This window comes from Franzmannia pantelleriensis (assembly GCF_900102875.1).
In the GTDB taxonomy this organism is placed as follows: Bacteria; Pseudomonadota; Gammaproteobacteria; order Pseudomonadales; family Halomonadaceae; genus Franzmannia; species Franzmannia pantelleriensis.
Window position 1 is genome coordinate 1 of sequence record NZ_FNGH01000001.1, and the last position, 14,903, is coordinate 14,903.

The 14,903-nt window shown below is 64.7% G+C and carries 10 protein-coding genes; 9 read left to right on the plus strand and 1 reads right to left on the minus strand.

Annotated features, from left to right (window positions below; all coding sequences use genetic code 11):
* Positions 1-209: 209 nt before the first annotated feature.
* The 6 genes from gyrA (at position 210) to rpsA (ending at position 10,365) form a co-directional block, all read left to right on the plus strand.
* Complete coding sequence (gyrA, locus tag BLT16_RS00005) at positions 210-2,873, plus strand: DNA gyrase subunit A (RefSeq protein WP_089656389.1); 2,664 nt, start codon at positions 210-212, stop codon at positions 2,871-2,873.
* 468 nt (positions 2,874-3,341) lie between these two features.
* Complete coding sequence (gene serC / locus BLT16_RS00010; RefSeq protein ID WP_089656390.1) at positions 3,342-4,424, plus strand: 3-phosphoserine/phosphohydroxythreonine transaminase; 1,083 nt, start codon at positions 3,342-3,344, stop codon at positions 4,422-4,424.
* Between the two features lie 2 nt (positions 4,425-4,426).
* Entirely contained in the window at positions 4,427-5,518 is a 1,092-nt protein-coding gene (pheA, locus tag BLT16_RS00015) for a prephenate dehydratase (protein WP_089656391.1), read from the plus strand.
* Between the two features lie 2 nt (positions 5,519-5,520).
* Complete coding sequence (locus tag BLT16_RS00020) at positions 5,521-7,815, plus strand: bifunctional prephenate dehydrogenase/3-phosphoshikimate 1-carboxyvinyltransferase (protein WP_089656392.1); 2,295 nt, start codon at positions 5,521-5,523, stop codon at positions 7,813-7,815.
* A complete protein-coding gene (gene cmk / locus BLT16_RS00025) occupies positions 7,812-8,519 on the plus strand; it encodes a (d)CMP kinase (protein WP_089656393.1) in 708 nt (235 codons plus the stop codon). The genes BLT16_RS00020 and cmk overlap by 4 nt, the downstream gene beginning before the upstream one ends.
* Positions 8,520-8,688: 169 nt before the next feature.
* Positions 8,689-10,365: a 30S ribosomal protein S1 gene (gene rpsA, locus BLT16_RS00030; RefSeq protein ID WP_089656394.1), complete on the plus strand. Its 1,677-nt coding sequence runs from the start codon at positions 8,689-8,691 to the stop codon at positions 10,363-10,365.
* A 94-nt stretch (positions 10,366-10,459) separates the two neighbouring features.
* Here the strand turns inward: rpsA and BLT16_RS00035 are convergent, their stop codons facing one another.
* Positions 10,460-11,497: a helix-turn-helix domain-containing protein gene (locus BLT16_RS00035; protein WP_089656395.1), complete on the minus strand. Its 1,038-nt coding sequence runs from the start codon at positions 11,495-11,497 to the stop codon at positions 10,460-10,462.
* A 204-nt stretch (positions 11,498-11,701) separates the two neighbouring features.
* On the opposite strand from BLT16_RS00035, the gene BLT16_RS00040 reads away from it, so the two are divergent.
* The 3 genes from BLT16_RS00040 (at position 11,702) to BLT16_RS00050 (ending at position 14,806) form a co-directional block, all read left to right on the plus strand.
* Complete coding sequence (locus tag BLT16_RS00040) at positions 11,702-13,075, plus strand: TolC family outer membrane protein (protein ID WP_089656396.1); 1,374 nt, start codon at positions 11,702-11,704, stop codon at positions 13,073-13,075.
* 88 nt (positions 13,076-13,163) lie between these two features.
* Positions 13,164-13,931: a hypothetical protein gene (locus tag BLT16_RS00045; protein WP_089656397.1), complete on the plus strand. Its 768-nt coding sequence runs from the start codon at positions 13,164-13,166 to the stop codon at positions 13,929-13,931.
* A gap of 71 nt (positions 13,932-14,002) precedes the next feature.
* Positions 14,003-14,806, plus strand: coding sequence for a SapC family protein (locus tag BLT16_RS00050; protein ID WP_089656398.1), 804 nt, complete (start codon positions 14,003-14,005; stop codon positions 14,804-14,806).
* The last annotated feature ends 97 nt before the right edge of the window (positions 14,807-14,903 follow it).

The following is a 14,903-nucleotide window of genomic DNA, read 5'->3' on the forward strand; positions in this document are numbered from 1 at the left end:
GCGGCTTCAGCCGCGATGGGGCTGGCTGGGTCCGGCAGCGCTGCGCGCTGCATCGCGAATGAATTCGCTCCTACAGGGGCAGTCGCGCCAGTGGCCGGCGGCTGCCTTTGGCCGGCGCTCGGTGATATACTCCGGCTCTGCTGTTACGCGGCTATACCAAAAGCATCCCGTAGCGCCAACCTGTCGCAGTGCAAAGGATTTGACGACCCATGGGTGACATTGCCAGAGAGATTCTGCCAGTCAACATCGAGGACGAGCTGAAGCAGTCGTACCTCGATTACGCAATGAGCGTGATCATCGGCCGAGCACTGCCTGACGTGCGTGATGGCCTCAAGCCGGTTCACCGTCGCGTGCTGTTCGCCATGAACGAGCTCAGCAACGACTGGAACAAACCCTACAAGAAATCGGCGCGTGTCGTTGGCGACGTGATCGGTAAGTATCACCCCCATGGTGACAGTGCCGTCTACGACACCATCGTGCGTATGGCGCAGCATTTTTCGATGCGTCATGTGCTGGTCGACGGCCAGGGCAACTTCGGCTCCATCGACGGCGACAACGCCGCCGCCATGCGTTACACCGAGGTGCGCATGGCGCGCCTGGCCCACGAGCTGCTGGCCGACCTCGACAAGGAGACCGTCGACTGGGTCGACAACTACGACGGCACCGAGCGTATCCCCGACGTGCTGCCGACCAAGGTGCCCAACCTGCTGATCAACGGCTCCTCGGGCATCGCCGTGGGCATGGCGACCAACATCCCGCCCCACAACATGAACGAGATCATCAGCGCCTGCCTGGCGCTGATCGACGACTACACCCTGACGGTCGACGACCTGATGGAGCACGTCCCAGGCCCTGACTTCCCCACCGGGGGGATCATCAATGGCCGTGCCGGCATTCTCGAGGCCTATCGCACCGGCCGCGGGCGCATCTATGTGCGCGCCCTGCACACCATCGAGCACGATGAGAAGACCGGCCGCGACCACATCATCGTCACCGAGCTGCCGTACCAGGTGAACAAGGCGCGGCTGATCGAGAAGATCGCCGAGCTGGTCAAGGACAAGAAGATCGACGGCATCGCCGAGCTGCGCGACGAGTCCGACAAGGACGGCCTGCGGGTGGTGATAGAGGTCAAGCGCGGCGAGTCCGGCGAGGTGGTGGTCAATAACCTGTTCGCTCAGACCCAGCTGCAGAACGTCTTCGGCATCAACATGGTCGCCATCGAGGACGGCCAGCCGAAGATCCTCAACCTCAAGGAAGTGCTCGAGGCGTTCATTCGTCACCGCCGCGAAGTGGTCACCCGGCGCACCATCTTCGAGCTGCGCAAGGCCCGCGAGCGTGGCCATATTCTCGAGGGCTTGGCGGTTGCCATCTCCAACATCGACGAGGTGATCGAACTGATCAAGGCCTCGCCGAGCGCCGCTGAGGCCAAGGAGAAGCTGCTGGCTGCAGTGTGGCAGCCGGGGCAGGTCACCGGCATGCTCGAGCGCGCCGGCGCCACCTCGTGCAAGCCGGAAGACCTCGAGGAGGGCTTCGGGCTCGACCAGGCCGGCAAAGAGTATCGGCTGTCGCCGGCCCAGGCCCAGGCGATTCTCGAGTTGCGGCTGCACCGCCTGACCGGCCTCGAGACCGAGAAGCTGCTCGACGAGTACCTGAAGATCCTCGAGCAGATCGCCGAGCTCAGCGAGATCCTGGCCTCCGCCGACCGCCTGCTCGAGGTGATCCGTGAAGAGCTCACCGCGGTGCGCGACCAGTTCGGCGACGCACGCCGCACCGAGATTCAGGCCAGCCACCTCGACCTGCGCATCGAAGATCTGATCGCCGAGGAGGACATGGTGGTCACCCTGTCGCGCTCGGGCTATGCCAAGACCCAGCCGCTGTCGGACTACCAGGCCCAGCGCCGCGGCGGGCGCGGCAAGTCGGCCACCGCCATGAAGGACGAGGACGTCATCGAGCACCTGCTGGTGGCCTCGACCCACGACACCGTGCTGCTGTTCTCCAACAAGGGCAAGGTCTACTGGCTCAAGGTCTACGAGATGCCCAACGCCAGCCGTGGCTCGCGGGGCAAACCGCTGGTCAACCTGCTGCCGCTGGACGAAGACGAGGCGATCAACGCCATCCTGCCGGTGCGCGACTACCGCGCCGACAGCTACATCTTCTTTGCCACCGCCAAGGGCACCGTCAAGCGTACCAGCCTCGACCAGTTCTCACGGCCGCGCAGCGTGGGCCTGATCGCCATCGACCTCGAAGAGGACGACCGCCTGGTCGGCGCCGCCATCACCTCCGGCAGCGACCACGCCATGCTGCTGTCGTCCAACGGCAAGGCGATCCGCTTCGAGGAAAGTAACGTACGTGCCATGGGCCGCACCGCCCGCGGCGTCCGCGGCATGCGTCTGCAGGGCGGTGCTCAGGTGATCAGCCTGATCATTCCCCAGAGCCAGCAGATCGACGCCGAGGCCGACCTCGAGGCCGAGGACGAGAATGGCGTGGTCAGCGAGAACGGCAACGGCGGCCAGATCTATATCCTCACCGCTTCCGAGAACGGCTATGGCAAGCGTACCCGTCTCGAGGAGTTCCCGCTGCGCGGGCGCGGCGGGCAGGGCGTGATCGCGATGCAGACCAGCGAGCGTAACGGCGCCCTGGTAGCGGCGATGCAGGTCTACTCCGCCGACGAGATGATGCTGATCACCGACCGAGGCACCCTGGTGCGCACCCGCGTCGACGAGGTCTCGATCACCTCGCGCAACACCCAGGGCGTGATGCTGATCCGCCTCGGCAACGACGAGAAACTGGTCAAGACCGTGCGAATCGACGAGCCGTCGGATGACATGGCTGACGAGGAGGCCGTCGACGCTGAAGGTGCTGGTGAAGAGTAGCGCCAAGGCCAATGTAGGAGCGACGTCAGTCGCGATGGGAGTGGTCTGCCTGGTAGCGCTGCGCGCTACATCGCGGTTAAAAACCGCTCCCATAGATCGCGAATGAATTCGCTCCCACAGGGGAGAGTCGCCCTGGCCAATGTAGGAGCGACGTCAGTCGCGATGGGAGTGGTCTGCTTGGTAGCGCTGCGCGCTACATCGCGGTTAAAAACCGCTCCCACAGATCGCGAATGAATTCGCTCCCACAGGGAGCGGCGCCATTGGCCAATGTAGGAGCGACGTCAGTCGCGATGGGAGTGGTCTGCCTGGTAGCGCTGCGCGCTACATCGCGGTTAAAACCGCTCCCATAGATCGCGAATGGATTCGCTTCCACAGAGGAGAGTCGCCCCTGGCAAATGTAGGAGCGACTTCAGTCGCGAAGGGGTTGCCCCCACAAGGACCCATTACAGAGGATCTGGACTCACGCTGATGACACGTCACTTCAACTTCTGCGCCGGTCCCGCGGCGCTACCCCAGGCGGTACTCGAACGCGCCCGCGATGAGCTGCTCGATTACCAGGGCCGCGGCCTGTCGGTGATGGAGATGAGCCACCGCAGCCCAGAGTTCACGGCGATCGCCGAGCAGGCCGAGGCCGACCTTCGTGAACTGCTGGCGATCCCCGACGACTACCGGGTGCTGTTCCTGCAGGGCGGCGCCTCGATGCAGTTCGCCATGCTGCCCTACAACCTGCTGGGCCGCGGCGGCACGCCCAACTATCTGTACACCGGTATCTGGGGCAAGAAGGCGATCAGCGAGGCCCAGCACCTGGCCGGGGCGCATGTCGCGGCGTCAAGCGAAGGCAACGGCCTCACCGCCGTGCCGCGCCCCGAGGAGATCCAGCTCTCCTCCGATGCCGCCTACCTGCACTACACCGCCAACGAGACCATCGGCGGGCTCGAGTTCGACTATATCCCCGAGGTCAACGCGCCACTGGTGTGCGACATGTCGTCGTCGATCCTCTCCGGTCCGCTGGACGTGTCGAAATTCGGCGTGCTGTATGCCGGCGCGCAGAAGAACATCGGCCCGGCCGGGCTAACGCTGGTCATCGTGCGCGACGACCTGCTCGAGCGGGCGCGCCCCGAGACGCCGACCATGTTCAACTACAAGGTGATGGCCGAGAACGGCTCGATGTTCAACACCCCGGCGACCTACGCCTGGTACCTGGCCGGCCTGGTGTTCCAGTGGCTCAAGCAGGACATCGGCGGCCTGGCGGCGATGAACGCCATCAACGACCGCAAGGCAGCCAAGCTCTACGCCGCCATCGATGCCAGCGATTTCTATTCCAACCCGATAGCGCCGCACAACCGCTCGCGCATGAACGTGCCCTTCGTGCTCGCTGATGACGCGCTCAACGCGCCGTTCCTGGCCGAAGCCGATGCAGCCGGGCTGCTCAACCTCAAGGGCCATCGCAGCGTTGGCGGCATGCGCGCCAGCCTGTACAACGCGGTGCCGGAAGCGGGCGTCGATGCGCTGATCGACTTCATGACCGATTTCGAACACAGAAGGGGATGACAATGAGCGACACCCCAAGCCAGCTCGAGGCGCTGCGTGAGCGCATCGACGCGCTGGACAGCGATATTCTGCGTCTGATCAGCGAGCGCGCCAGCTGTGCCAAGCAGGTGGCGGATATCAAGACCCAGCAGGACCCCGCCACGGTCTTCTACCGGCCCGAGCGCGAAGCCCAGGTGCTGCGACGCATCATGGCGCTCAACGACGGCCCGCTGGACAGCGAGGAAATGGCGCGGCTGTTCCGCGAGATCATGTCGGCCTGCCTGGCGCTGGAGCAGCCGGTCAAGGTCGCCTACCTCGGTCCCGAGGGCACCTTTACCCAGCAGGCCGCGCTCAAGCACTTCGGCCACAGCGCGGTGAGCCTGCCGATGGCGGCCATCGACGAGGTGTTCCGCGAGGTCGAGGCGGGTGCCGTACACTACGGCGTGGTGCCGGTGGAGAACTCCACCGAGGGGGTGGTCAATCATACCCTCGACTCCTTCATGGATTCCTCGATGCGCATCTGCGGTGAAGCAGTGCTGCGCATTCACCACCACCTGCTGGTGTCGAGCAACACCCGCAAGGACAAGGTGTCGCGGATCTACTCCCACCCGCAGTCCTTCGCCCAGTGCCGTAAGTGGCTGGATGCCCACTACCCTCATGCCGAGCGGGTGGCGGTGGCCTCCAACGCCGAGGCCGCCAAGCTGGTCAAAACCGAGTGGCACAGCGCGGCGATCGCCGGCGACATGGCAGCCAAGCTGTATGACCTGGAGCGCATCGCCGAGAAGATCGAGGACAGCCCCGACAACTCCACGCGCTTCCTGATCATCGGCAACCACGACGTACCCATGTCCGGCGAGGACAAGACCTCGGTGGTGGTGGCCATGCGCAACCAGCCGGGTGCGCTGCACGAGCTGCTCGAGCCGTTCCATCGCCACGCCATCGACCTGACCCGCCTCGAGACCCGGCCGTCGCGCAGTGGCGTGTGGAACTACGTGTTCTTCATCGACTTCAAGGGCCACCGCGACGAGCCGCGGGTCGCCGCGGTGCTCGAAGAAGTACGGCTGCGCGCCGCCGACCTCAAGGTGCTAGGCTCTTACCCGATGGGCGTGCTCTAGGCATGCAGGAAACAGGCGTGCAGGAAACGCGGATCGTGATCGTCGGTCTCGGTCTGATCGGCGGCTCGCTGGCCGCGGCGCTCAAGGCCGCAGGTGCAGGCGGCGAGATCGTCGCCTGCGACCGCGACCCGGACGAGATCGCCCGCGGCATCGAGATGGGGTTGATCGACAGCGGCGGCGTGCGACTCGATGAGCAGCTCGAGGGGGCAAGCCTGGTGGTGCTGGCGGTGCCGGTGCTGGCCATGGATGCGGTGATGGCCACGCTTGCTGAGGCACTGGCCAAGCGCCCTGAGCACCGCTGGCCGGTGCTCACCGACGTCGGCAGCACCAAGGCGGCGATTCGCGACTGCGCCATCCGCGCCTTCGGGCGGGTGCCGCCGCAGCTGGTGCTGGGGCATCCCATCGCCGGCTCCGAGAAGAGCGGCGTGGCGGCCGCCAATCCGACCCTCTACCGTCATCACAAGGTCATCCTCACCCCGCAGCATGACACCGCGCCGCAGGCCCTGGCCCGGGTGCGTGCGCTGTGGCAGGCGTGCGGGGCAGAGGTGCTGGAGATGGAGGTCGCGCGTCACGACGAGGTGCTGGCACGCACCAGCCATCTGCCGCATCTGCTGGCCTTCTCGCTGGTCGATACCCTGGCGCGCCAGGACGATCGGCTGGAGATCTTTCGCTACGCCGCCGGCGGCTTTCGCGATTTCACCCGCATCGCCGGCAGCGACCCGGTAATGTGGCGCGACATCTTTACCGCCAACCGAGGTGCGGTGCTGGAGGCGCTGGACGACTTCGAAGCCGGCCTGGCGAGGCTGCGCCGCGAGGTAGAGGCCAGTGACGGTGACGCCATGCTGGCCACCATCGACCGTGCCAGCCATGCCCGGCACTATTTCGATACGCTACTCAACAAGACCCGTTACCAGGTGAGTGATCACACCATGCAACAGCAAGCGCTTCGCTATCGGGCGGCTCCCGGTGGCTCCGTGTCCGGCCGCATTCGCGTGCCCGGCGACAAGTCGGTCTCGCACCGTTCGATCATGCTCGGCGCCCTGGCCGAGGGTGTCACCGAGATCAAGGGCTTCCTCGAGGGTGAGGACAGCCTGGCCACCCTGCAGGCCTTCCGCGAGATGGGGGTGGCCATCGAAGGGCCGCATCAGGGCCGGGTGACCATTCACGGGGTCGGCATGCACGGCCTCAAGGCGCCCGCCGGGCCGCTCTACGTTGGCAACGCCGGCACCGCCATGCGGCTTTTTGCGGGGCTGCTGGCCGGGCAGGCCTTCGACAGCGAACTGATTGGCGATGCCTCGCTGACCAAGCGGCCGATGGGTCGCGTGGCCGACCCGCTGCGCCTGATGGGCGCCGAGATCGACACCCAGGAGGGCGGGCGGCCGCCGCTCAAGATCAAGGGCGGGCGCACCCTGCGCGGCATCAGCTACGACATGCCGATGGCCAGCGCCCAGGTCAAGTCGTGCCTGCTGCTGGCGGGGATGTACGCCGAGGGCGTGACCCGGGTGCGCGAGCCGGCGCCGACCCGCGACCACACCGAGCGCATGCTCAACGGCTTCGGCTACCCGGTCCACCGCGACGGCGATACCTGCTGGCTGGAGGGCGGCGCTCGCCTGACCGCCGGCCCCATCGACGTGCCTTCGGACATCTCCTCGGCGACCTTCTTCCTGGTGGCGGCGGCGATCACCCCAGGCGCCGACCTGACCCTCGAGCACGTCGGCATCAACCCGACCCGCATCGGCGTGATCAATATCCTCCAGGCCATGGGCGCCGACCTCGAGCTTACCAATCAGGCCGAGGTGGGCGGCGAGCCGGTGGCCGACATTCGCGTGCGCTATACGCCGCTCAAGGGCATCGAGATTCCCCAGGACCAGGTGCCGCTGGCCATCGATGAGTTTCCGGCGCTGTTTATCGCCGCGGCCAATGCCGAAGGCACCACGCGCCTGCGCGGCGCCGAGGAGCTGCGGGTCAAGGAGTCGGACCGCCTGCAGGCGATGGCCGACGGCCTGACGGCGCTGGGCGTCGACAACACCCTGTATGACGACGGCATCGATATCGTTGGGCGTGCCGCCGGCGAGGGCAGCAACGGCCCCAGCTACGGCGGTGGGCGCATCGACAGCCTCGGCGACCACCGCATCGCCATGGCCTTCAGCATCGCCGCGCTGCGCGCCGCAGACGATATCGTCATCGACGACTGTGCCAACGTGGCGACTTCTTTCCCCGGCTTTATCGATCTGGCCGCCAAGGTCGGCCTGAGCCTGACCGAGGAGCCAGCGGGAGAGCACGGGGAGGGCGCATGAGCGATACCGCCACCCAGGCACCGGTGCTGACCATCGACGGCCCCGGTGGCGCCGGCAAGGGCACCATCAGTCGCCTGGTCGCCGAGCGTCTCGGCTGGCACCTGCTCGACTCGGGCGCGCTGTATCGCCTTACCGCCCAGGCCGCCGCCAAGCATGCGGTGGCGCTGGACGATGAAGCCGGCCTGGCGCGCCTGGCCGCTAGCCTCGACGTCGAATTCCTGGTTGCCGACGGCGAGCCCCAGGTGATGCTTGAGGGCGAGGACGTGACCCGCGCGATTCGCACCGAGCAGGCCGGCGATCGCGCCTCCCAGGTGGCGGCGCTCAACCCGGTGCGCGAGGCGCTGCTCACGCGCCAGAGCGACTTCGCCGTGGCGCCGGGACTGGTCGCCGACGGACGCGACATGGGCACCGTGGTATTCCCTGGCGCGCCGCTGAAGATTTTCCTCACGGCGTCCGCTGAGGAGCGCGCGCGACGCCGCCACTTGCAGTTGCAGGAAAGCGGTGTGAATGCTAGTCTATCGAGTCTTTTAAAAGAGATTCAGGCACGCGACGCACGCGACATGCAGCGCAGCGTGGCGCCGCTCAAGCCGGCAGATGATGCCATCACGCTTGACACCACGCGCCTGACCATACCGGAAGTGGTGGATCGGTTGACGCAGCTGCTCGCCCAGCGTGGCATCGGCGCGTCGCCTGACGATCCATGACGGAGCCCCCGGCAAGACGTCATGACGTGGCACGGCAGTCTCATTTCAGAAAGCCAGGCCAGGTCGAACCAGCGCCAACGTCCCCGGGGATCATTGCAGTAGGCCCGTACTCGCTGGTGGTACGGAGAAGGCGGTACGCCGCCATTAAAACGTTGATCACAGGAACATCATGAGCGAAAGCTTTGCTGAGTTATTTGAACAGTCTCTCCAGGACATCAACATGGAGGCGGGTGCCATCGTCATGGCCACCGTCGTCGACATCGAAGGTGACTGGGTCACCGTCAATGCCGGCCTGAAGTCCGAAGGTCAGATCCCCGTTTCCCAATTCCGTGACGACAATGGCGAACTGACCATTGCCGTCGGCGACGAAGTCAAGGTCGCCCTGGAAGCCGTCGAAGATGGCTTCGGCGAGACCCGCCTGTCCCGCGAGAAGGCCAAGCGTGCCGAAGCGTGGAAAGAGCTGGAAGCCGCCTTCGAGAAAGAAGAGATTGTCAAAGGCGTGATCAACGGCAAGGTCAAGGGTGGCTTCACCGTCGACGTCGCCTCCATCCGCGCCTTCCTGCCGGGTTCGCTGGTCGACGTGCGTCCGGTGCGCGACACCACGCACCTCGAGCACAAAGAGCTGGACTTCAAGGTCATCAAGCTCGACGCCAAGCGCAACAACGTGGTCGTGTCTCGCCGTGCCGTTCTCGAAGCCGAGAACAGCGCCGAGCGTGAAGCGCTGCTCGCCACCCTCCAGGAAGGCCAGCAGATCAAGGGTATCGTCAAGAACCTCACCGACTACGGCGCCTTCGTCGACCTCGGCGGCGTTGACGGCCTGCTGCACATCACCGACATGGCTTGGAAGCGCATCAAGCATCCGTCCGAGATCGTCGCCGTGGGTGACGAGATCAACGTCAAGGTGCTGAAGTTCGACCGTGAGCGCAACCGCGTCTCGCTGGGCCTCAAGCAGCTCGGCGAAGATCCCTGGGTCAACATCACCGGTCGCTACCCGGAAGGCACCAAGGTCAACGCCCGCGTTACCAACCTCACCGACTACGGCTGCTTCGCCGAGCTGGAAGAGGGCGTCGAGGGTCTGGTTCACGTCTCCGAAATGGACTGGACCAACAAGAACATCCACCCCTCCAAGGTCGTGCAGGTGGGTGACGATGTCGACGTCATGGTGCTGGATATCGACGAGGAGCGTCGTCGTATCTCCCTGGGTATCAAGCAGTGCACCACCAACCCGTGGGAAGACTTCAGCGCGCGCTACAACAAGGGTGACCGCGTTGCCGGCAGCATCAAGTCGATCACCGACTTCGGCATCTTCATCGGCCTGGAAGGCGGCATCGATGGTCTGGTGCACCTGTCCGACATCTCCTGGACCGAGACCGGCGAAGAAGCCGTACGTCAGTTCAAGAAGGGCGACGAAGCCGAAGCGGTCATCCTCTCCATCGATCCGGAGCGTGAGCGCATCTCGCTGGGCATCAAGCAGCTCGAAACCGATCCGGTCTCCGAGTTCCTGGCTGTCAATGACAAGGGCGCCGTGGTCACCGGCCGCGTGGTCGAAGTCGATGCCAAGGAAGCCCACGTCGAGCTGGCGACCGATGTCGTTGCCGTCCTCAAGGCCTCCGAGATCAGCGCCGACCGCGTCGAAGACGCGCGCAACGTGCTGAGCGAAGGCGACAGCGTCGAAGCCCGCATCGTCGGTGTCGATCGTAAGAACCGTGCGATCAACCTGTCGATCAAGGCCAAGGATCAGGACGACACCCGTCAGAACCTCAAGAAGCTGCGCGAAGAGAGTCCCGAGAGCGGTGGCGCGACCACCATCGGCGACCTGATCAAGCAGCAGATGGGTCAGGACTGATCGCCTAGCGCGATAGTCCTTCGATCAGCCAGATCGAAAGACGCCGCCTCCTTCGGGAGGCGGCGTTTTTTTATGCCTGGACGATGCCCACGTATCACGTCTGGCGGTACCTGGACCAGTAGAGCAGGGTCTCCTGAATCGCGATGGCCGGTGAGGTGCGTTGCAGCAGCAGGTCACCCTGTTCGCGGGCCTCTATCGGCGACATGCCGAAGTGCGCCTGAAAGGCGCGCTGGAACTGCCGCTCGTTGGCGAACCCCCAGCGGAAGGCGACCTGGCTGACCGGCTCCTGGGGCTGGTTGCGCATGTCGCGCAGCGCCGATTCGAGCCGCCGATAGCGGATATAGTCGCTGACGCCCGGCTTGCCGAAGGCGCGATACAGGGTAGTGCGCGAGATGCTGAAGGCATCGAGCAGCATGGCCGGTCCCAGCCCTGGGTCGGTCAGGTGGCGGTCGATGAAGGCGTGCAGGCGCTGCTTGAGGCTCTGGGCCGAGGGCGACAGGTGCCCTGAGGTGCATTCTGCCGGATCGATGCCCGAGGCGAGCAGATTGCGAGTGCAGGGCTGCAGGCGCGGGACGTCGCGCTGTGTCAGTTGCGGCAGCTGCGCGCAGAGCGCTTCGAGGTGGGCCGTGATCAACTTGGTCAGCGGCTGCTCCCGGGGCAGTAGCGTACCGTGCAGATCCGTCTCATTGACGTCGAGCCCCAGATCGTAGCGCGGCAGGATCAAGGTCAGGCTCTCCATTGACGTGGCTTCGAGATCGATCAGCTGTCGGGTATCGAGAAAGCTGACGTCGCCCGGGCGTGCGTTCAGGTTGGTGTCGCCGCATTGCCCCTCGAGCCGGCCGTAGCGGTAGACCTGAATGAAGTAGTAATTGAGTCCCTCGCTGGGCGCCAGCGACGCCTGACGAAAGAAGCGATGACTGTTGCAGCGAATCGTGCCCAGCATCCAGTCGCCGAACAGGTAGGAGTCGATCTCCCCCTCGATGATATCGCTGCTGTCTGGATCGACGTGAAAGAAGGGGTCGGCGATATCACGCCAGGCTTGTGATCTGTGCTCGCGGTCCAGATCGCGGGTGCTGAAGTGAACATGCGGTAACGATTGGTCGAGATAGTTCGTGTTATTGGATCCTGGCACGCCGCTTCTCCTGCGTATCGGTCACATGCTCGCTGCCATGCTTGGCTCCCGCGCTGCGGACAATCTGGCGTGATGTTTGGAACAGAGTGTCGCGCCGACGGGTATCTCAGTCGTTAGAATGACGGAAATAGCTAATTTGTAAAACCGTGTTACTTACACGCGCGCTCCAACGCAGGGAGCCTCGTCTCGAGGAGTGGTACAACAATGAGCAGGGCACACCCCCGCCGTTATCTGCTGACGCTAGCGGTGGCCTCACTACTGGCTGCGCCGACGGCATCGGCAACCAGTCTGATGCAGGCCCATGAGCTGGCAAGGCAGAACGACCCGCAGTTCCAGGCGGACTTCTTCGGCAAGCTCGCCACCGACGAACGCTACGACCAGGCCCGCGCTGCACTGTTGCCGCAGGTCTCGGCCAATGCCAGCTATACCGACACCTCCCAGAATATCGTCAGCACCGATAATGAGGTGTTTGACAGCGGGAGCACTAGCTTTCCTACCACCGTCTACGGTATCTCCCTCGAACAATCTGTTTACGACTACTCGCGCTGGGCAGCGTTCCGCCAGGCCGACACCGAAACCCAGCAGGCGGCATCCGAGCTGGAAGTGGCGCGCCAGGATCTGGTGCTGCGCGTTGCCGAGCGCTACTTCGATGCCCTGGCACTCTACGAGAACCTGACCTTCCTGCAGGCCGAAAAGGAGCAGGTCGAAACCAACCTGTCCGAGGCCCGCGCGCGCTACGAGGATGGCCTGTCCCGCGAGGTCGATCTGCTCGACGCCGAGTCGCGGCTGCTGCAGGTGGAGTCGCGCGAGCTCGAGGTCGAAAACTCGCTGCGCGATGCCTTGAACGGCCTGGAAGAGGTGACCGGCTCCTTGCCGGACCGTCTCAAGCCAGTGCGTGACGATCTCGAGCTGGAGCGCCCCGACCCTGACGACCAGGATGAGTGGACGCGCCTGGGGCTGGAGCGCAACCCCCGCCTGCAGGCCGCGGAACTAGCGATGGAGGTCGCCAACCAGGAGGTGCGGGTACGGCGCGGCGGTCACCTGCCGACGCTGGGGCTGACCGTCAGCTACGAAAACGACGATACCGAGGGCTCGCTGTTCGGCGGCGGCAGCCAGGTGGAAACCCAAATTGCGCGTCTCGACCTGAATATTCCCATCTACAGCGGTGGCATGGTGTCTTCTCAGGTGCGCGAGGGTGAACAGCTGATCGAGGTGAGCCGCTCCCGGTACGATCAGGTACGTCGTGAACTCAGCCGCGAAGTGCGCGCCGGCTATCAGGGGATCCTCACCGCCATGTCCCGTGAGCGCGCGCTGAGCGAATCGCTGCGCACCAACCAGCGCATCGTCGAGTCACGTCAGGTGGGGTATGAATCCGGCGTGACGCCGCTGCTCGACCTGCTCGATGCCGAGCGCGAGCTGTTCTTTGCCCGCAGCGAACTGGCGGGTGCCCGCTACGACTACCTGCTGGGTGTGCTGCGCTTGCGGCATGCCGCGGGGGTCATCAATGCAGACGATCTGCAGCAGGTTGATGCCTTGCTGGATGACCCGGTAGATATGCATGTCCACAACCGTTTCTAAGCCAAGCGGCCCTTCTTCGCCAGAGCTCCAGGCTTGCATCCTGGACTTTCTCGTCGGGCTGCGGGTGCCATATTTTCATGAGCATTCGGTGAAGTGCGCTCCGGTGAGGTGGCAGAGCGAGCGAGCGCTCTTTGGCGTACCGGGCAGCGTGCTCGGTACCCCAGGTACGTTGGAGGCATTGGGGCGTCTGCTTTGCCGCCTGGACATGCCGGCGGCGGATCTTGAGACCTTCATGGCCGACTATGACCCCGTACATGTGCAATACCTGCATCTTGGCTTGGAGGGGCAGCGCTGCAAGGTGTACTGGGAGTTTCCTATGCCGGAACGGCTCGATGGCAGCACCTCGCACCACGTGCAGTATCGTGCCTGGAAGTGGCATGCCGGTGAGCCTGCTGCGGCCTGCTCTGACTACGTCATCCTACCCTCGGCCGGGGCAGCACGCGCCGCCATACGTCAGACGACCCAGGCCATGCCAGCGCTGGTGGGTGAGTTAATAGAGCAGCTCGAGATCAGCGCAGCCCTCAAGCATTACCCGTGGCCGCCCATGACGGTAGCGATCGACGAGTGGCTAGCCAGGCAGTCGACGCCGCGGAGATCCCTCAACGTGCACCTGCACGAGGCAGATCTTCCTCTGGGCACCATCGCCGGGCTGATGATGGCCTTGGCGCGTGAGTGGCAAGCGGCACCGCAGCAGACACTGGTGGACTGGGTCGCTCGTCATGGCGCTGAGCGTCTGAGCAACGTCTCCCTCGGCCTGGGGCACGATAGCCAACCCTTCTTCACCTGTTACTACGGCGGGCGTGTACTGTCGCCCGACTCAAAGGCTGACGAGAGTGGTCAGGCGCAGCAGCCCTGAACGCGATCGAGAGCTAGTATCAGCCGGAAGCATGATTCCGGCCACTGACCATTAAAAAGGAAGCGGACCACATGGCAACGCAACTTCTTATCTACCGCAACGTGCAACCCATCACCCGCGACAAGCACGGTGACCTGTCACTCAAGGTCAGCCAGGACTTCGGCTTCGCCGCCGAGGTCAATTCGGTGCCGTTGATGGCTGGCGAATTTCCCGCCGCCGGCACCGATCTGCCGATCGTCTTCACCGACACCGACGACGGCGTGCTTCCGGTGGCGGTGCTGGGCCTGGCCCAGGACAGCAATCTGATGGTGGACGCCGATGGCCAATGGCGTGGTGAGTACGTGCCGGCCTTCCTGCGCCGCTATCCGTTCGTGTTTGCCTCGAGCGAAGAGGGCAAGACCTTCACCCTGTGCATCGATGCCTCCTACGAAGGCATCAACGCCGAGGGCAAGGGGGAGCGTTTCTTCGACAGTGACGGTCAGCGCACCCAGTACCTGGAGCGGGTGCTCAGCTTCCTTCAGGACTACCAGGCGCACTTTCAACGCACCCGTGCCTTTGGCAAGCGTCTGCTGGAGCTCGACCTGCTCGAGGATGTCCAGGCCCAGGTGCGCCAGGGCGAGGGTGGTTCGCGCACCCTGACCGGCTTCAAGGCGGTCAATCGCGCCAAGCTCAAGGGCATAGACGACAATGCCTTGAAGGCGATGCTGGCCAACGACGAGCTGGAGCTGCTGTATATCCACCTGCAGTCGATGCGCAATTTCAATCGCCTCAGCCGACTGGCCCGCGGTGGCGAGCGCGTCGGCGCCCAGCCCAAGGGCGACCCGGCCGAGCAGCGCGTCGAGAGCACTAGCGAGGATGATGCGCCGGTGCACTGAGGCACCGGACAACCCCTCGCGTCACCGAGTCACGCTTCCGTCGGCCGATGTGCTCTCCCCCGGAGACATCGGGCCGCGGTCAGCCAGGAGAACCGCC

What these genes read in the sequence shown, in the direction of transcription:
- BLT16_RS00020 (WP_089656392.1), top strand. Translation starts at nt 5,521, where the DNA reads ATGCAGGAAACAGGCGTGCAGGAAACGCGGATCGTGATCGTCGGTCTC.
- BLT16_RS00040 (WP_089656396.1), top strand. Translation starts at nt 11,702, where the DNA reads ATGAGCAGGGCACACCCCCGCCGTTATCTGCTGACGCTAGCGGTGGCC.
- rpsA (WP_089656394.1), top strand. Translation starts at nt 8,689, where the DNA reads ATGAGCGAAAGCTTTGCTGAGTTATTTGAACAGTCTCTCCAGGACATC.
- BLT16_RS00050 (WP_089656398.1), top strand. Translation starts at nt 14,003, where the DNA reads ATGGCAACGCAACTTCTTATCTACCGCAACGTGCAACCCATCACCCGC.
- serC (WP_089656390.1), top strand. Translation starts at nt 3,342, where the DNA reads ATGACACGTCACTTCAACTTCTGCGCCGGTCCCGCGGCGCTACCCCAG.
- gyrA (WP_089656389.1), top strand. Translation starts at nt 210, where the DNA reads ATGGGTGACATTGCCAGAGAGATTCTGCCAGTCAACATCGAGGACGAG.
- cmk (WP_089656393.1), top strand. Translation starts at nt 7,812, where the DNA reads ATGAGCGATACCGCCACCCAGGCACCGGTGCTGACCATCGACGGCCCC.
- pheA (WP_089656391.1), top strand. Translation starts at nt 4,427, where the DNA reads ATGAGCGACACCCCAAGCCAGCTCGAGGCGCTGCGTGAGCGCATCGAC.